Source organism: Actinomadura syzygii, assembly GCF_008085905.1.
GTDB lineage: Bacteria > Actinomycetota > Actinomycetes > Streptosporangiales > Streptosporangiaceae > Spirillospora > Spirillospora syzygii.
Genome location: NZ_VSFF01000006.1, coordinates 94,948 through 111,813 on the forward strand (window position 1 = coordinate 94,948; position 16,866 = coordinate 111,813).

At 64.7% G+C, this 16,866-nt stretch carries 15 protein-coding genes; 9 read left to right on the plus strand and 6 right to left on the minus strand.

The features are described from left to right. Positions 1–336: 336 nt before the first annotated feature. The 6 genes from FXF65_RS15850 to FXF65_RS15870 all read left to right on the plus strand — a co-directional run bounded on the left by FXF65_RS15850 (position 337) and on the right by FXF65_RS15870 (position 7,098). Positions 337–3,630 carry an NACHT domain-containing protein gene (locus FXF65_RS15850; RefSeq protein WP_148350728.1) on the plus strand — a complete coding sequence of 1,098 codons (3,294 nt, stop codon included), beginning with the start codon at positions 337–339 and terminating at the stop codon, positions 3,628–3,630. A gap of 101 nt (positions 3,631–3,731) precedes the next feature. After that, positions 3,732–4,067 carry a DUF1707 SHOCT-like domain-containing protein gene (locus tag FXF65_RS46230; RefSeq protein WP_222868585.1) on the plus strand — a complete coding sequence of 112 codons (336 nt, stop codon included), beginning with the start codon at positions 3,732–3,734 and terminating at the stop codon, positions 4,065–4,067. Then, positions 4,055–4,324: a hypothetical protein gene (locus FXF65_RS44675; protein WP_222868628.1), complete on the plus strand. Its 270-nt coding sequence runs from the start codon at positions 4,055–4,057 to the stop codon at positions 4,322–4,324. Before FXF65_RS46230 ends, FXF65_RS44675 begins: the two co-directional genes overlap by 13 nt. Further along, positions 4,321–4,437, plus strand: coding sequence for a helix-turn-helix domain-containing protein (locus FXF65_RS15860; RefSeq protein ID WP_246198724.1), 117 nt, complete (start codon positions 4,321–4,323; stop codon positions 4,435–4,437). Before FXF65_RS44675 ends, FXF65_RS15860 begins: the two co-directional genes overlap by 4 nt. Before the next feature lie 528 nt (positions 4,438–4,965). Next, positions 4,966–6,336: a glucose-6-phosphate dehydrogenase gene (gene zwf, locus FXF65_RS15865; protein ID WP_148350730.1), complete on the plus strand. Its 1,371-nt coding sequence runs from the start codon at positions 4,966–4,968 to the stop codon at positions 6,334–6,336. A 384-nt stretch (positions 6,337–6,720) separates the two neighbouring features. Next, positions 6,721–7,098 (plus strand): YccF domain-containing protein, encoded by a 378-nt coding sequence (locus FXF65_RS15870; RefSeq protein ID WP_222868623.1) that lies wholly within the window; start codon positions 6,721–6,723, stop codon positions 7,096–7,098. Positions 7,099–7,817: 719 nt separating this feature from the next. Here FXF65_RS15870 and FXF65_RS15875 read toward each other — a convergent pair. Further along, entirely contained in the window at positions 7,818–8,201 is a 384-nt protein-coding gene (locus tag FXF65_RS15875; RefSeq protein ID WP_148350732.1) for a DUF5997 family protein, read from the minus strand. Between the two features lie 54 nt (positions 8,202–8,255). On the opposite strand from FXF65_RS15875, the gene FXF65_RS15880 reads away from it, so the two are divergent. Continuing rightward, positions 8,256–8,939: a LysR family transcriptional regulator substrate-binding protein gene (locus FXF65_RS15880; protein WP_246198726.1), complete on the plus strand. Its 684-nt coding sequence runs from the start codon at positions 8,256–8,258 to the stop codon at positions 8,937–8,939. A 114-nt stretch (positions 8,940–9,053) separates the two neighbouring features. Here FXF65_RS15880 and FXF65_RS15885 read toward each other — a convergent pair whose 3' ends face one another. From FXF65_RS15885 to FXF65_RS46120, 3 genes are all read right to left on the minus strand, one after another. After that, a complete protein-coding gene (locus FXF65_RS15885) occupies positions 9,054–10,517 on the minus strand; it encodes a M20/M25/M40 family metallo-hydrolase (RefSeq protein WP_187412323.1) in 1,464 nt (487 codons plus the stop codon). A gap of 92 nt (positions 10,518–10,609) precedes the next feature. Then, the gene (locus tag FXF65_RS43770) at positions 10,610–11,437 is read right to left on the minus strand and encodes a hypothetical protein (RefSeq protein ID WP_187412324.1); all 828 of its coding nucleotides are present in this window, start codon (positions 11,435–11,437) and stop codon (positions 10,610–10,612) included. A gap of 171 nt (positions 11,438–11,608) precedes the next feature. Beyond that, positions 11,609–11,875 carry a hypothetical protein gene (locus FXF65_RS46120; protein ID WP_342787337.1) on the minus strand — a complete coding sequence of 89 codons (267 nt, stop codon included), beginning with the start codon at positions 11,873–11,875 and terminating at the stop codon, positions 11,609–11,611. A 476-nt stretch (positions 11,876–12,351) separates the two neighbouring features. Between FXF65_RS46120 and FXF65_RS15895 the strand changes: the two genes are divergently transcribed. Further along, complete coding sequence (locus FXF65_RS15895; RefSeq protein WP_148350735.1) at positions 12,352–13,014, plus strand: winged helix-turn-helix transcriptional regulator; 663 nt, start codon at positions 12,352–12,354, stop codon at positions 13,012–13,014. 41 nt (positions 13,015–13,055) lie between these two features. On the opposite strand, the gene FXF65_RS15900 is transcribed toward FXF65_RS15895, so the two are convergent. Together FXF65_RS15900 and FXF65_RS15905 are read right to left on the minus strand one after the other, a co-directional pair. Beyond that, the gene (locus FXF65_RS15900) at positions 13,056–13,400 is read right to left on the minus strand and encodes a nuclear transport factor 2 family protein (protein ID WP_148350736.1); all 345 of its coding nucleotides are present in this window, start codon (positions 13,398–13,400) and stop codon (positions 13,056–13,058) included. A gap of 1,831 nt (positions 13,401–15,231) precedes the next feature. Next, positions 15,232–15,912: a Crp/Fnr family transcriptional regulator gene (locus tag FXF65_RS15905; RefSeq protein WP_148350737.1), complete on the minus strand. Its 681-nt coding sequence runs from the start codon at positions 15,910–15,912 to the stop codon at positions 15,232–15,234. Positions 15,913–16,535: 623 nt separating this feature from the next. Between FXF65_RS15905 and FXF65_RS15910 the strand changes: the two genes are divergently transcribed. Beyond that, on the plus strand, positions 16,536–16,847 hold the full coding sequence (locus FXF65_RS15910) for a hypothetical protein (protein WP_148350738.1): 312 nt from the start codon (positions 16,536–16,538) through the stop codon (positions 16,845–16,847). Positions 16,848–16,866: the final 19 nt, after the last annotated feature.

Below are 16,866 nucleotides of genomic sequence, written 5' to 3' on the forward strand. Positions count from 1 at the left end.
ACAGACGCCCGAGCCCAGGCTCGGGCGTCTTTCGCACTGGCCGACCCGAAACTGGAGTTCGCCGTGTCAAGCGACAGGAGGCCGCGTCTTGACCGGAGCAGATAAGTGACAGCATGCCGACACGAAACGGCCTGACCGTTTCGGCTGCCGCACGGCGCGGAGACGCGATCATCCCCCCAAAGATCATCTGGGTGATCCCGGGAGGCGAACGGGAAGAGAGTGTCTCAAGTTGGCTAATTCCGTCGTTTCCGGTAATGAATCGGTGTTGGGTGGAGCGCAAGCAAACGGGGCACCAGCCAAGGACGATCGGGGCGGTGCGGATCATCGAGGGGCCTTATGCGGCGTGCACAGGCGATCGCGCTGGGGGTGGCCGCCGCGGCAGCCGTAGTCGTCGGCGGTGTCGCCACCAATCAGGTACTGGACGACGGAAGGCTGAGCTGGAACTGGGCCTACCTGGCATTCGGGTTCACGGTGCTGGCATCGGTGTTCACGGTGCACGCGTCGCAGTCCGCCGGGTCCGATGCCACCGCCCCGCTGGGCGGAAAGCGCAGCGTCTATCTGCGCCAGTTGCGAGCGTCCGTGCTGGATATGGAAACGATCGGGATAGTCACGCAGAGTGAGTTCGTCCTGCGGATGCGTCAGGTCTATGTGCAGCTCAGCCTGAGGCACCGTCCAGTGCAGGGCGGCAGCAATCCGGGCGTCGGACTCACGGCCCAGGAACTGGCCGTAGAACGGCCGCTGCGATCCTTCCTGAACGGCCAGAGCCGGGTCTTGGCCGTGATCGGCGCCTCCGGCTCGGGAAAGACCACGCTCGCCCGGTACACCGCGCTGGCGATGTGCAGTTGGCAGGGCCTCAGCTGGCGCCGTGGGCAGTTGCCCGTGCTGCTCTACCTCCGCGACCACGTCAACATGATCCTCGATGAGGTGCCGCCCGGCCTCGCCAAGGTGGCGACCAGCGTGGGCTGGCTGGACGGCAAGATCAGCGCCGGCTGGCTGGAGAAACGCCTGGACAAGGGGCGGTGCCTGGTCCTGCTCGACGGCTTGGACGAGATCGCCGACGAGCGCGACCGGAGGCGGACGGTGGTCTGGATACGCCGCCAGATCGAGCGCTTCCCGGCCGTCACCTTCGTCATCACATCGCGTCCGCACGGCTATCTGCCCAGTCCGATACCGAACGCGGATGTGCTCCAGATCCAGCGTTTCGACAGCGAACAGATCTCCGAGTTCCTGCACCATTGGTATTACGCGACCGAATGCCGTGCGCGAGGCCGTTCGGGCAAGGAGGTCTCCGCGATGGCCAGTCGGCAGGCGGACGACCTGCTGGAGAAACTCCGCTCGACACCGGCCGTTTATGAGTTGGCGGCCAATCCGCTGCTGCTGACCATGATCGCTAACGTGCACCGGTACCGGAGCGCGCTGCCACGGAGCCGAGCCGCGCTGTACGCCGAAATGTGCGATGTCCTCATCCACCGTCGCCAGGAAGCGAAATACCTCACCGACGCCACGGGTTTGGACGGCCCGAAGAAGGAGCGTGTGATCCGGCACCTGGCCCTGCACATGATGCGGAGACAGGCACGGGACATCTCGATCGCGGACGCCCAGGAGGCGATCCGTCACCCACTGCGGCAGGTCACCGGCGGAACCGACCTCACTCCGGAACTCTTCCTCTCGGAGGTGCGCAAGAGCGGCCTCCTGATGGGGGAGCACGGAACATACGGTTTCGCCCACCTGACGCTCCAGGAGTACTTAGCCTCAGCGCACATCCGGCACCAGCCGAGCCGGCATTTGCAATTCCTCACCGAGGGAGTGGACGACCCGTGGTGGCGCGAGACCACTCTCCTCTGGGCCGCCGCCAGTGACGCGACTCCCGTCATCGACGCATGCCTCGCTTCAGGCACGCTGCACGCCCTTACCCTGGCATTCGACTGCGCCGAAGAAGCGCTCGAAGTGAGCCATGGGGCGCGTGCCAGGTTGAACGACCTGCTCACCACGTCCCCGGAAACGCACCGGGGGGAGCGCCAGAAGATCATCGCCGCGGTCATCGCGTCCCGCAATCTGCGCGAGGTGGTCTGGTTGGGCACGACCGCGGTCAGCGCCCAGCCGGTCTCTCAGGACCTTTACAACCTCTTCGCACTCCAGGAGCGGGCCATCGGACGCCACACCCCGCCCCTGAACAATGCGACCAGCCTGCTGGCCGACGACGCCATGCGCTTCGTCTCCTGGCTCAACACGCTTTTCGAGGACGGCACCGCCTACCGGCTCCCGACGAGCGCCGAATTGGCCCATCCCGAAGGTCCCCTCCTTTCGGCCATGTCCAGATACACGGTCTGGACGACCAGCAACGGCCACCCGGCCCTTTACCGACCGCCCGGTGTGGCATGGCCCTATACCCCGAGTCGTAATCAACTCGCCGTTTTTCCGGCAGCGATCATCGAGCACATACGTCCGCTTCTCTACCTGGGCCGGATTGCGTCCACCCGTCCTGAACCCCGCTACCTGCTAGCCCATATGCGTGTACAGGCTTGCGACGACCCCCACCAAGAGGAGACCTCTGCCGCGCAGAGCCGCGCCTACGACCTGACCCGCACCCTTGATCTCGCAATAATGCTGGCGGCCGATTTGAAGGCGGCCTCACCCGAGTATCTCGGTATGGGCCTCAGCATGGCGATCGCCATGGCACATGCGCTGGCGCTGGATCTGGCGTGCTTCACGCGGGAAATCGACTTCGACAATGACGGCAGCTTCATCCGAGAGCTGAGCCGACCAGATACTCTCCACCTCGCGCACAAGCGAATCCGCGACCTGGGCACTCGCCTGTCCGCACCGCGCGGCTCCGAGATCCGCCGTGATATCGCCCGCCAGTACGCCGCGTCCTACGGCAGGGGTCACGAGGGCGTGTGGGTGATGAGTGAGGCCCTCGAAATCGGTAGTCATGGGGCACGCGACCTCGCCCCCACACCCCTCTTCGCCCGGAACGACGCCCTGGTCGGCGCCGTCGAGTACGCTCGCGCCATCGCCCCCCGCCTCGCCTATACGAAGCCGCACGCCGACGACATCAGCCGTACGAAAACTCTGAGACGGGCCGCTGTGATGTCGAGTGACATCGCGCGCGCCCTTACCCGTGACGTAGCCCGCGACGTCGCCAGGCGAATCACCACCGACCTCGGAACACGTTACCGGGAGATCCTCACAGCCACCCTCATGGCCTGCAAGGGCCTTCTCCGCTGGGAGTCCTTTCCCCAATACGCCGAAATCTGGGAGCGTGAAGGGTTCGAGCGGTTCCTCGCCGAGACCCTGGAAATCAGCGTCCCGTATATGTCTCACGCCACCGACGACCCCGCGCACACTCTCAGTCAGGCGATGCTGTGGTTGCGGCCGGAATTGAAGGCATACGTCAATCATGCACAGGACCTTCTGGTCCCCGTCCTGAACCGAACCGCCCCCGCCTCTCCGGGCGTCCTGGCCATTGCGGGGGCGGCCCTGATGGCGGCGATCGCCCATCTCGGTACTTCGGACGAACAGATCGAAGCGCTCCCTCGCCTCAGCTCCGTCTTGGGCACCGTCATCACCCTCTACACACGAGAATCCGGTGCCCCTACCAATGAAGCCCTTCTCCTGGTCCGCAACTGAAATCCATGACCACTTACCACCGCAAAATCGCCTAGGTACTGTCTCCTTAGGCAGCATCGTCGGTGGCGCGGTGCCACCACCTCGCACCCGGAGGAGACCGGATGCCGGCAGATCCGTCCAGCTCACCCGCGCTACGCGCGTCCGACGCGGACCGCGACCAGGTCATCGAACGCCTGCGCACCGCCGTGGCCGACGGCCGTCTCGACCCGGTCGAGTTCGACGAACGCCTCGACGCGGCCCTGACCGCCCGCACCCTCGACGCGCTTGACCCCGCTCACCACCGACCTGACCCACGGTGCACTCGCACTCCCGTTCAACGGGAAACCAGCCGAGCTGGTCACCATCAAGGCACGGCACGGTACGCCGCGAAGGCCGCTGGACACTCCCGCACCGACTGGCCGTCCGTACCGCATGGTGCGACGTCATGCTCGACCTGACCGACGCCGTACGCACCGCACCCGACCTGTTCATCGAACTACGGGTCAACGGCGGCAACGTGGAGCTGGTCCTCGCGCCGGGCATGGTGGTCGACGCGAACGAACTGAAGCCCACCGGGTTTGGTGACGTCCGTGATGTGCCCCGGTTTTGGTGGTGTTGGGTTGCTGGAATCCTCGTCCTGTTGATCACGAGGAGAGGCAGCGGATGCCCCGTAGTTATCCCCCCGAGTTCCGCCACAGGGTGTTGGAGCTGGTGAAGTCCGGTCGGCCGGTCAGGCAGGTCGCGGCCGAGCTGGACATGCCCAGCCAGACCATCTACGTCTGGCTGCGCGAAGACCGCGCATCAACGCCGGTCTGGAGCCCGGCCTGACCTCGTCCGACCACGCGGAACTGGTCGCGGCTCGCCGCCGCATCGCCGAGTTGGAGACCGAGCTGACCATCACCCGCCGGGCGATCGAGCTGCTGAGAGAGGCGGTGCCCCCAAAGGAGGTTCGAGGCCATCGAGGTGATGGCCTTGTGGATCGCTGCCGAGGGGCGCCCAGCGAAGCGCACCGCCAAAAGAGCTGCGCCCTTGAGAGGCCCTCACGGGCGGCAGTCTGCAGCACAACCGACTTCACCCTGGACGCACCGATAGCGCGCCGGTGACGGTGATGTGGTGTGGGGTTATTGGGCGTGTCGGACCGCCGACACCAAACCTCCGTGCACCGTGATCGTTAATGGGCGAGGCGCTCGGTCGTGGCGAGTGGCAGGGATCGGCGCGGGACGACACGCGAAGCGGGATCGCTGGAGACGGGGGCGACGTGTTCTGACCATGACCGAGCGCTATGCGTCCCGCGGGACGCTTGTTCTCCGGATGGCCGAGGCGGCAGGCTGTGAGCCGAGGAGAAGGGGGCCTGCGATGGAGCGAGCCGACGCGATGGTGCTGTTCGGGATCACCGGGAATCTGGCGTACAAGATGCTGCTGCCGGCGTTGTACCAGCTGACGGCGGACGGGGTGCTGGACCAGCCGATCGTGGGGGTCGCCAAGACCGACCTCGACCTGGCCGGGCTGCGAAGCCGGGCCCGTGAGGCCTGCAAGGCCAAACACGACAAGGTGGACGACGCGGCGTTCGAGAAGTTCGCCGGGAACCTCCGGCTCGTCGCGGGCGACTACACCGACGGCGCCACCTTCGACGCGATCCGCGGCGAGGTCGGCGACGCGGGATTCCTCACCCACTATCTCGCGGTTCCTCCTTCGCTGTTCGCGACGGTCGCCGCGGGCCTGGCCAAGGTCGGCCTGAACAAGAACGCCCGCATGGTCGTCGAAAAGCCGTTCGGCAACGACCTGGAGTCGGCGCGGGCGTTGAACGCCGAGTTGCTGAAGTTCTTCGACGAGGACCATCTCAGGCGCGTCGACCACTTCCTCGGCAAGGAGCCGATCGAGGACCTGCTGATGTTCCGGTTCGAGAACATGCTCCTGGAGCCGATCTGGAACCGTCACTACGTCGACAACGTGCAGATCACGATGGCCGAGGACTTCGACGTCGCCGACCGTGGCTCGTTCTACGACGCCAACGGCACGATCCGCGATGTCGTCCAGAACCACCTTCTGCAGATCCTCGCGCTCCTGGCCATGGATACGCCGCCGTCGACCGACGCACGCGCCTTCATCGATGAGAAGTGGCGGGTGCTGCGCGCCGTCGAGGCCGTTGCGCCCGGTGATGTCGTCCGCGGCCAGTACGACGGCTACCTCGCCACCGAAGGCGTCCGTGAGGGTTCGACCACCGAGACCTACGCTGCGCTGCGCCTGCGCATCAACAACTGGCGCTGGGCCGACGTCCCGTTCTACATCCGCTCCGGTAAGGCACTGGGCACCACCGACCTGGAAGTGGTCGCACAACTCCGCACCCCGCCCATCGGCTTCTTCGACGGCGCCCCAGAGCCCAATCTGATCCGCTTCCGCATCCAGCCCGATGCGGGGGTCACCTTCGACCTGCTCGCCAAGGTCCCCGGGCGCGACAGCACTCGGCGAGTCCCGCTCAGCGTGGACTTCACCAAGGTCCTGGGCCCGATGGAAGCGGCCTACCAGCGCATCCTCACCGACGCGATGACCGGCGACCCCCGCCGCTTCGTCCGCTTCGACCTGGCCGAAGAATCCTGGCGCATCATCCAGTCCGTCCTCGACCTCCCCAGCCAGCCCCTCCCCTACGCCAAAGGAACCTGGGGGCCGGACGAAGCCACCACCTTCGTTCCCGGCGGCTGGCACGAAATCTCCACCACCTTCGACTGATGCGCACGGGCCTGGATATGGGCCCGAGGGTGGCGACAACGACGATGCAGAGAAGCCGCAAGACCGCCTCCCTCACCCGCGCCCAGTCAAACGCCGTGCCACGGCACCCAGACCAGCCAAGCGGCGCCCGGATGACACACCACACTCATTTCGTCATCACCGGCATGCCACAGTAAAGACAGATATGGTCACTGGTGGCCGAGGCCAGAAGAAGCTGCCACATTCTTGGACGCTTTTGTTGTGCCGTTGACCCGACATGGGGTGAATGGTCACGGGGAAGTGCGTTTGTCGGCACGACTCCTTTACAGTCTGGAAGGGCCGATGCCCCGGTCCCACTACGATCGTGGCGTGGCACTGCTGTAGGAGGTTTCCGTGCGAACGCTGATGAACGTTCTGTGGTTGGTGCTGGCCGGATTCTGGATGGCCCTGGGATATGTGCTCGCCGGGGTGATCTGCTGCATCCTCATCATCACCATCCCGTTCGGGATCGCGTCCTTCCGGATCGCCGGATACGCGCTCTGGCCGTTTGGACGGACGGTCGTGCCCAGACGGGACGCGGGCGCCGCCTCCGTCCTGGGCAACGTCATCTGGATCATCGTCGCCGGATGGTGGCTGGCTCTCGGGCACCTGACCACCGGGGTGCTGCTCTGCATCTCGATCATCGGCATCCCGTTCGGCATCGCCAACTTCAAGCTGATCCCGATCTCGCTGACACCGCTCGGCCACCAGATCGTCCCCACCGGCGACCGCACGTCCTTCTGACCACCGCTCGCGCGCGTCCTCCACCGGTCGGCGCTCGGCTGACGGGCGGCTTGAAGAACGCTTCGTTCGCCTTCATCATCGAGCTGGAGCGCACACAGGTGATCGCCTCCGACGCGGTCACGCACCTTCGGTTCCGCGTCGTGAAGTAGCGGCCCAGGCACGGAGAAACGCCAAGCAGGGTCCAACGACCGCAGCGTCCGCCGTTCGGCCTTACCCTCCCCGCCGCCGCTCAGAACTTGCACCGATGCGGTCTCTGCCCGAAACGGGCAGCGTCGTGACCGGGGCGGCGGTGGCGGAGAACCCAGGCCGGTGGACGTCGAATTCTCGGACAGGACGGCTTGAAGCAGTCCCCGGAACGGCGACGTCGATCACCAATACCCGGTCCCGCACCGGGTCGTTGTCCTGCCCTCGCCCACCCACCGCCTGGACCGCGGCCCGGAACGCTGGCCAATAAAGCCCACCCACGGCCCGCTTCGCGTTGACGCCGATCAGACGCGCGTCACACAGCGGACGAGTTATGACCGTGAGCAGCACCATGAGCTAGGCGAAACCCGGGCCGTAAGGTCGTCCGCCCGAGCGCGACCGCCCGCTGTCTTAGGTGTACGCGACCTCAGGCGCTGCGCTTTCTGAGAAACACGTCCTTGCAGGACACCCGGAGCAATGCGACCGACGGCGCGAGCAGCGAGGCGGCGGGGCGCGCGGCCGGGGACACCCGTGAGTCAGGCCTTGGTGCGCTGCTGCTTGAGGCGGAGTTCCTCCTTGCGGACTTCGGCTTGGACGGCCTGCTCGCGTTCCAGCCAGTCGGGCCTTTCGGCCTTCAGGTTCTCGATCTCGGCTGTTGTGAGGGGGCCCGTGATGCCGGCGCGGGCCAGGCCTGAGATGGAAACGCGGAGCCTGGCGGCGACGACCTGGCGGGGATGGGGGCCCTCACGGCGCAGGTTGGCCAGCCATGAGGGAGGGTCGGCTTGGAGCGCGTTCAATTCGTCCCGGGAGACAGGACCTTCCTGGAACTCGGCGGGTGCTGCCGACAGCAGGATCCCCAGCTTCTTGGCCGCGGTCGCGGACTTCATGGTCTGCGGGGTCTTTGCTTTGGACGTGCCCATGCCTCAAGGGTAGCCAGCGGGAGGGAACTGTCTGGACGTGACTAGGCTGGTCGAGTGACCGATGGTGAGTTCCGGCTGGCCTACGTGCCGGGCGTGACGCCCGGGAAGTGGGCCGGGGTGTGGGCCGAGCGGGTCCGGGAAGTGCCGCTTCGCCTGCTGCAGATCCCGGCGACCGAGGTCGTCCCCCTGCTGCGGAACGGTGGCGTGGACGCGGCGTTCGTACGCCTGCCGGTCGACCGCGAGGCCCTCCATGTGATCCCGCTGTACCTGGAGACGACCGTGGTCGTGGTGCCAAAGGATCACGCGGTGGCCGCAGCGGAGGAGGTCGAGCTCGCCGACCTCGCCGACGAGGACGTGTTCGAGCCACTCGACGAGGTCTTGACCTGGGACGACCGTCCCGGGAAACCCGCCTTCACCCGCCCTGAGAGCACCGCCGGCGCGATCGAGTTGGTGGCGTCGGGAGCCGGTGTCCTGCTGCTCCCGCAGTCTCTGGCCCGCCTCCACCACCGCAAGGACCTCACCTACCGAACCGTGACCGACGCTCCTCAGTCCCAGATCGGCCTGGCCTGGCTCGAGGCCGTGACGACCGACCTCATGGAGGAACTGATCGGCATCGTCCGCGGCCGCACCCCCAACAGCTCCCGTGGCCGCAATCCCCAGCAACAGCCCACCCGTAAAAAGCCACCGAAACAGCGCCCCGCCTCCAAACACCGGCCTCAGAAGCGCCGCCGGAGATAACGAGAGTCGCACTCACCGACAACACCCCGCGACCCTCACCATATGACGATAGGCACGACTAAGCCGGTCGGGGCTGAGGGGATCACCGCAGGGGCGGGTGAAGGCGGACACTCTTTATTTATGTGCTCCTGAGCTGGTGAGGAGGCCAAGTGCGTAGGCTGCTGCCCTGATGTTTTGGCCGAAAATCTGCTGATTGATGTTGGTTGTGCGGTCGCAGGGGGTGTGTTGGCAGGGGTCGTAGGGCTTTCCTGGCTCGCCGCCGAACAGGTCTGCCTCGTGAGCGGTTTTGTCGCCCTCTGAGCCGGAGAACAGACCGGCTACCGGGATTGACTGATCGAAGAACGAGACCCAGTCGGCTTGCCTTGAGCCGTTCAGGTCCAGCGGTATGGCTGGCTTTCCGGAGCGAGTTAGTCCTCGCTTGAGCGCTGTCTGGAGTTCTGCCGAACCCGGTGCGCCCACTGGGCCGCCGCTGTGATCCTCGTCAGTTGGGTCGAGGTAGCCGCGAATGTAGTTCGGGGACCCCAGTTTGGAAAGGTCGATGTAGCCGCTGATCTTTGCCTTCTGTTCAGCGGGTATTGTCTTGAGGTAGCTCTCGGAGCCGATCTGGCCCCACTCCTCTGCCGACCACCAAGCGAACCTGACTTTTTCAGACGGCGGGTTGTGGGATCTCGCCATTGCGAGTGCGAGTTCCAAGGTCCCGGCTGCGCCTGAGCCGTTGTCGTTGATTCCTGGACCTTCTGGGACGGAATCCAGGTGGGCTCCCACCATGAGCACGTGTGACGGATCCCCAGCGCGGGTCTCCGCGATCAGGTTGCTGGTCGTGCGATTTTCTACGAGTTGTCTGAGGAAAAGACGGATCTGTAGTGTGCCCTCGCCTGCACGACGTGCGAGTTCCTCACCTTGAGCCGCTGTCATTGCACCGGAAGGGATGAGGCCATCTTCCGGGGTGGCTAGTGAGGCGTACAGAAGGCCGGGCTGGTCGTTGTAGAAGAGCACGGCCGATGCTCCTGCTCCGGCAGCGATCTTCTGCTTGTCGGTGAATCTGCAGCCGCCTCGCCTGACGAGCGCTATCGCGCCTTTGATGGGCAGGTTCGAGTAGTCGCTGGGGGCGCAGCCGGGTGCCCCGTTCACTGGTACCGGGACGACTGTCCCTTCAAGACCTTCGGTTGGTGTGGAGGGCGTGAAGTTGATGGTCTTGATCTTTACTTCTTCGCCAGTGCCCGGGTACTGATATCTAGCGTCGAGATCCTGTGTGAACAGGAAGCTGAAGCTCTGCTCCTGTACCTCGTAGCCGGCGTTCCTGAGTTGCTTGCGCACGTACGCTTGACTCAGCTCGAATCCGCGCGTACCCGGTGCCCGGCTGCCTCCCCCTCGGTCGGCAGCGGCTTCAAGTGCGGCGAGGTGGTTCTGGGCTCTCCTGAAATTGACCATGCCCGCGAGATGTTCAGCCTGCGCGTCGCCCCGAAGAGGCTGCTCTCGGGCGGCTGATGTGCCGATCACGCTGGTCACGGTCATGAGCACCGCAGTCGCTAGGGTCCCGGCGCGGTGGACGTACCTCTTGAAGGTTCCAGAACTCATGCAACTGCCTGCCTTTGGAGAAGGAGCCAGAACTCCGGTCTGGTGAAGTCGCGCACGGGTCACCAGACCGGAGGTGGGATCGTCGTTGGCGGTCACCCAGGAATGGACGGCATGAACACCTGGGTCATGACGATGGTCTGGCACGCCGCGAGAGTGGCGATCACCGGTGAGTTCGGTGCGACCTCGGAGGCCATGTCTCCCGGACGGGTCAGTGATGACAGGTCGTAGAAGTCGGTCGGCCCCTCGGTCTTGAAGTGGGAGCCGATGGGCGGCCATTGCTTGACGTCCTCAGCCGTCATGACCATGGGCTTGGCGTTGATCAGCGGCCTGTCGAAGGCCGTGAGGATGAGGTACTGGTGGAAGGTCGCCCTGCCCGGCAGCAGCTTGCCGATGCCTCCCGTGCCGTGGCCGACCAGTTCTCCCCAGCTGTTCTTGTAGGGGTTCTGCTCGATGAGAACCTTGGGGTTCTCCCACTGGAAGTGGGTGAGGATGCGGGTGAGGCCGACCCGCGGCTTGCCGTTCTTGGTCGCGAGAATCTGCCGCTCGGTGGTGACCCCGCTGAGCCCCTGGATTCCCGCGCAGGCGATGACCACGGGGTCGTCGGGCCCCTTCGGGGCCTCCACGACCGCGGGCTTGGTGAAAAGGAGCTTGCCTTCCTCGCTGAGTTCGAAGTCGCCGAAGGCGAGCATCGTGGCGAAATGCTTGCTGCCCGGGATGGCAGCCGTGTCGGCCCGCTTCTCCGCGGCCGCGACCGGATCCGCCGCCACCGCCGGCAGCACGGCCGCGGCCGCGGCCACCGCACCGGCGGCGGCGGTGCCCGTGACGAACGTGCGACGTTTGATGCCGTCTCCGTCCGGGCTCTCCCCGGTGTCCGGCGTCTCCTCGGACGGGTCGAGGCCCTCATGTGGATCGGCGACCATCGTGAACCCCCTTCATCTTTCTGTAGATGACTTCTGTTATTGATAGTCACTTTTCCCTTAGTTCGGCAAGAGCAGAGCCATGTACGCACGGTGATCTAGCTACATTGGCCGACAGTATGTTCGAGGATGTAGCAACTACTAGCAACAAGTGAAGTGATCGGATAGGTCACCTCACTGCCGAGCCTCCGAAGGGCCGGGGCGCCGAGACGCGAAGGTCATCGTGAGCCGGACGATCTGACCGCCACCCACCTCAAGCACCATGTCGCCTCCCTGCTCATGCGGGACGGAGTCCCACGCGTAGGCGGCGACGAGCATGCCCTCCACGAACCTCGTTCCCACGATGTGCACGGGGACCTCGGGAGGATGCTGGTCATAGGCGTCCCTGATGCCGTCCCGCCCCTCGTAGGGTCCGCCCTGGAGACCAACGAAGGTGACCACTGCTCCGTCAGCGAAAAGGTCGAGCAGCGGTCCCCAGTCGCGGGTTTGGATCCCGTGATTCAGGTACGCAACATGCAGGTCAAGCAGCTCGTAGGGCGATCTCGTCCCCTGTCCCCGCGACGCGTCATCTAACGGTGGCCGACCGTTGTAGCCGAGATCCTCCAGGGCTGGAAGCGGAGGGAGTTGTCCAGAAATCTTGACCCCGGAGGTCGAATTGCCGAGCAGTGTTCTGGGCGCCGCTTCCTGCGGGGGCGTCATGGGCAGGGCTCCCGCCTCTGCCTCAGCCGCGCTCGTCGAGTCGCGCGGGCCTCGGAGGGGCCGAACGAGCGAACGCATGAACTCCGGGACACGTGCCATGAGAGCCTCCCTGCGACTCTCCAGATAGCTATGCCTCTCTGAAGTGACTGTCAAGGAGTGCACGAGAAGTCGGCTACGTTACTGCTGTCCCGTGTAGCGATCGTCGTCCTGGGGTGTGCGTGGCGGACAAGCGACATTACAGACAGTTCTGCGGCCTGGCCTCCGCTCTGGACGTCATCGGCGAGCGCTGGACCCTGCTGATCGTTCGGGAACTCCTCCTCGCACCAGCGAGGTTCTCGGAGATCCAGGAGAACCTGCCCGGCCTGGGCACCAACCTCCTGTCGGAGCGTCTTCGCGTCCTCACCGAGCAGGGGATCATCGAAGCGCTTCCCGTGGAGGGAGACGGCCGGGGGAAGCAGTACCGGTTGACGGCCACCGGTCAGCATCTCCACGCTCCGCTCCTGATGCTCTCCCGCTGGGGCATGAACTTCCTGAGCGAGGACGACGCGGAGACCGGCGCCGCCCGAAGCGCTTGGGGCTTTCTGGCCGTACAGGCCATGATCCACGGCCGGCCTGCTCCGTCCATCAACGAGTCGTACGAATTCCGGGTCGACGACGAGGTCTTCCACATTCACGTCCAGGATGAAAGGGCCACTGCCCATCAAGGACCAGCGAACGCGCCCGCCATTGTGGTGTCAACGGATGCGCGGACCTTCGTCCGGATCGGCGCCGAGTTGCTGTCGCCGTTCGACGCGGTGGCGACCGGGCGCCTGACGATCGAGGGAGACGAAGGCGCGATCCGGCGTTGCAGCAAGTTCATGGGCCTGACCACACCGGCCTAGGCGACGCGCGGGCCCAGTAGACCGGCGGCCGAACCCGCAACCTAGCCGAAGGTCACGACCATCTGGGCTAGGCGACCGTCGGCGTACGTCAACCGCATGACCCCCTTGCTGCCGTCTGCGCGCCATGCAAACGGCACCACGATGCTCTCGCCGTCTTCGAACGCCTCGGTGGTGACGTCGATCTGGTCGTCCGGCGGCTGCCGTTCATAGGCCGCGATGATGGCTTGAAGCCCCCGGAACTCCAGAGTTCCCGCTCCGGGCACGTTCTCGAACTTGACCACGGCATCGGGGGCGAACTCCGCGAGGAGAGCGGAGAAATCCCCATTGCTCACACATTCGTTGAACAGCGCCAAGTGACGCTGAGCCACTAAACTGGCCCGGGTCATCCACTGTCTCCATTACGCTCGGTCAATCTCGACTGCGAGTTGCACCACGGTAGCCGGTGGCCGAAGTCAACATGCCCTTGCCGTGCGGTGCTGTGTAGTAACCCCACGCCCCCGCAGATCGCCCTTGCGGTCCAGCCCGTCGTAGGCGGCAAAGAGCTGCTTGCGCATGCATCGATGACGGAGGGAATCCAGTCTAGGCCGCCGCAGGTGAGAGTGGTCGTTCCCTTCTCCGGGTCGGTGGTCTAGATTTCGCGGCCGCGAACGTCGCACCTGTTGCCGGGAGGGTCGCTGATGCCAGCCGTGCGCCCGGCCCCGTGGCAAGTGTAGGTTATGGCGTCCTAGGCGCGTTGGGTGATGCGCCGCTGCCGTCTCGCCGCGCCGCACACGAACAATTTGCTCCCGCCTGTGGCAAACGCCTGATTCGCACCGCCGGGCTCCCACCACCGCCGGGCCTCGTTCGAGCTCCAAAATCTCCCAACCGCCCCTCGGCTCTGCAAGCCGAGCCCCTCACAGACGAGGACTCGTGATGCCGCAGAAAGAAACCCGATCCGACTGAACGCAGGGCCGACCCGGCCAGCGAGGATGAGGGTAAAAGCTGACGCGCCGCGGCCGAGACCTACTTATCCCGGTCAGGAGAACAACGCATTCTGACCACTGCGCGTCTCACCACACTGTCCTCCCTGCCTCGTAAGTGCCCAGCAACGTCTCAACCGGCTCCACGCACTGCTGCGGTCTGAAGACCCGCCGAAGCCCACGTATCGACCATCGAACTAGGACAGGACCGCAGAAGAGCGCCGTTGACGGGGATAGACGGCGCGGCAAGCAATTTAATCAAGACGAGCCCAGTAAAAGGTGGTGCGCTGCGCACGATGAGCGGTCGAGCGTATTTTTCATAGAGCAAGTTGGAAGGTCGTCGAAAATCGCAGCCGTATGCAAGGCCTCGGCTGGCGCGCGCACCTCAGAAGCGACCGCGGTGGTCGTCCCCGCGCGCATGTGCGTCGCTTGGCGGTGCAGGAAGGGCACTACTGCAGATCCCGTCCGGCTGACCCAGCAAGGCGCATAGTATTTTAATGTCAGGGCAGTCTTTAGGTCTACGTAGCACCAACTTGTACGCTAGGACATCGGCTAGCGGGGCGAAAGGCAGTCCCTGGACGATCTCGGCTCTGTCGATCAGGTCATCCGTGTCCCAGTCTCCCGATATCCATCCCGGAGAGAATTGTATTAGCCCACCCCAGAACATTGCGATCGGAGCGCCATTGATAGTGCCGGTTGTTGGCAGACCGTACTGGGAAACACGTCGCCACGCCTTGTCGCGCGCCACAACGTCCAGATCATGAATGCTGTTGCGCAATCCGTGTGCTAGCAGTGGGCCGCTGCCAAAGACCACGAAATCGCGACGGTCCAGGTCAAGCTCGGTCACAAGCTTGACTAGGCGGCAGATCAGCGTGTCCTCATGAAGGGCCACAGAGCGTGCTGCCTCGTGCACGTCAGTCCCCACGACGTTTGTGGCTGCGCTTTCTCGGGGAGGTTGAGACCGGCAGTCGAAGATGCTCCTGAACCGGGCTTGCTCCGTCGGTCAAGTCGTTGGCTGGCTTCCCTTCGAGCCTTCCCTCTAGCTGACTGCACGCAATGATGATCCCCGGCCGCTGTGTGGGCCTGGAACCCTCCAGCGCTTTGCTAAGTCGACGTGTGCGAGATGCCTGTTCGATCCACGTCTGCAGCACCCACGCCACCGCCTTCACGTGGATAGCGATGGCGAGAGCGGCGACAAGCATAGCGATGCGTCCCATAGTCTCGAGCAGTTGCGACGACATCTGCGTTCCCAGGCCGATCACGAGACCGTCAGGTTGCCGTCTGCGATTTCGCGCAGGGCGGCGGGCTGAAGGATCCTGATCGTTTGCCTGCCGGTGTTGATGATCCCTGAAGCCTTGAGCTGCCGGATGACCTTCTTGACGGAGTCAAGCTTTCTCGCGCCGATTAGAGCTGCCAAGTCCTGCTGACTCAGCCGCAACAGCACAGCTCCATCATCAGCCATCTCACCGAGCCCGGAGTCTGTGAGCTCGATGATTCTCTTGGCGATCTGTTGCTCGATGGCCAGTTCGGATTCGACATTCTTCATGGTTGCCCGATCGGCCATGTCGTCCGTCATAGCCAGTAGAGCATGCATGGCGCGTGGGTGATCGTAGAGGAACCGCAACCACCTGCGCCCGGGAAGGTAGAGAGCTTCCACGTCATCAAAGGCGATGATGCCTGCCATTCGCGGTTTCCCGCGGATCACGGCCATCTCGCCAACGATCTCTCCCGGCCCACGGACATCGATGGTGCGCGGCGGCTTGCCTCGTATGGCCTTGACATGCCCCTTCCTGATCAACAAGGCGAAATCACCCTGCTCGCCCTCCAGGAAGAAGGGATGGCCTGCCGAACGGTGGATCGTGTGCCCGATTCCTTCCAGGGCTGCCAGCTCTTCACTCGTGAGGAGAGGCAGAGGCTCTTCATCAAGTTGGCCGTCCATGTTAGTGAGTGTAATACTCACCTTAACTAGAGGCAACCGGCAACTCGGTGGATGGCGGCGCTACGTTGGACACAGCCGGTCCGGCACTGGGGCCGGTTCCAACTGGGCGTCGCGACGACACCCCTCGGCCCTCTGGGTGGGACTACTCCGACGTGCTTCGTCTCGCTCTGAGGCCATACACATAGAAGATGGTCCTATGAATGCGCGGCCGACGGTCATCCTCGTGACGGCTAGCGTCGTCGCCCTCCTGGCCGCGGTGTTGGCTGTGGTGCGGTGGGACCAGGCGAACAAGGTTGCTGTCGTGGTGTCGGCGCTGGCGGCGGTCGCCACAGTGGGCGTCGCTGTCTGGTCGGCGCTCCCCGCAATATCAGGGAACGGTCGGTTGCGTTTGGCGAAGACCGGCCTGGCCACGACAGACCGGGCCTGGCGAACGCCGGCCTGTCGGGATCGACGGGCTCCCTCCCCGAGGACGTTCGGGTGAACCGCACTGGAGACGCCGAGTCGGACGACGGCGATGCCAACACCGGCGTTCAATTGTCCTGACTCGTACAGGACTCTTCGTGGACGGGTGGTCCGCGTTGGGTGACAGGCCCTGGTACAGATTCAGTGTCCGGCGCACCGGGATGGCGATCGGCGGTGACGGCAGCAACGTCAACGGTGTCCAGATCTTCACAGGGCAGCCGACCAGTCGCGTGGCGCGGTCGGCCTACCTGCAGCAGGTGGAGCAGATCTTCCCGTGGGAGCTGCTGGACCGGGACACGGAACTGGTGGAGCTGACGAGGTTCTGCACCCGTCCACAAGGCGCGTCCTACGTGTGGTGGCAGGGGCTGGCGTGGACGGGCAATTCGGCGCTGATGGCGTGGTTCGTCCTCCACCCGCCCCCGGCGTACGAATCATGTCTTTCTTCATCACCGCTCGGTACGCGGGCAAAGTGATCGGTCCGCGTTTCTTGAG

Coding starts and splice junctions, on each gene's coding strand:
- FXF65_RS15850 (WP_148350728.1), top strand. CDS start 337: ATGCGGCGTGCACAGGCGATCGCGCTGGGGGTGGCCGCCGCGGCAGCC.
- FXF65_RS46230 (WP_222868585.1), top strand. CDS start 3,732: ATGCCGGCAGATCCGTCCAGCTCACCCGCGCTACGCGCGTCCGACGCG.
- FXF65_RS44675 (WP_222868628.1), top strand. CDS start 4,055: ATGCTCGACCTGACCGACGCCGTACGCACCGCACCCGACCTGTTCATC.
- zwf (WP_148350730.1), top strand. CDS start 4,966: ATGGAGCGAGCCGACGCGATGGTGCTGTTCGGGATCACCGGGAATCTG.
- FXF65_RS15870 (WP_222868623.1), top strand. CDS start 6,721: ATGAACGTTCTGTGGTTGGTGCTGGCCGGATTCTGGATGGCCCTGGGA.
- FXF65_RS15875 (WP_148350732.1), bottom strand. CDS start 8,201: ATGGGCACGTCCAAAGCAAAGACCCCGCAGACCATGAAGTCCGCGACC.
- FXF65_RS15885 (WP_187412323.1), bottom strand. CDS start 10,517: ATGAGTTCTGGAACCTTCAAGAGGTACGTCCACCGCGCCGGGACCCTA.
- FXF65_RS43770 (WP_187412324.1), bottom strand. CDS start 11,437: ATGGTCGCCGATCCACATGAGGGCCTCGACCCGTCCGAGGAGACGCCG.
- FXF65_RS15900 (WP_148350736.1), bottom strand. CDS start 13,400: ATGACCCGGGCCAGTTTAGTGGCTCAGCGTCACTTGGCGCTGTTCAAC.
- FXF65_RS15905 (WP_148350737.1), bottom strand. CDS start 15,912: ATGGACGGCCAACTTGATGAAGAGCCTCTGCCTCTCCTCACGAGTGAA.
- FXF65_RS15910 (WP_148350738.1), top strand. CDS start 16,536: ATGGCGATCGGCGGTGACGGCAGCAACGTCAACGGTGTCCAGATCTTC.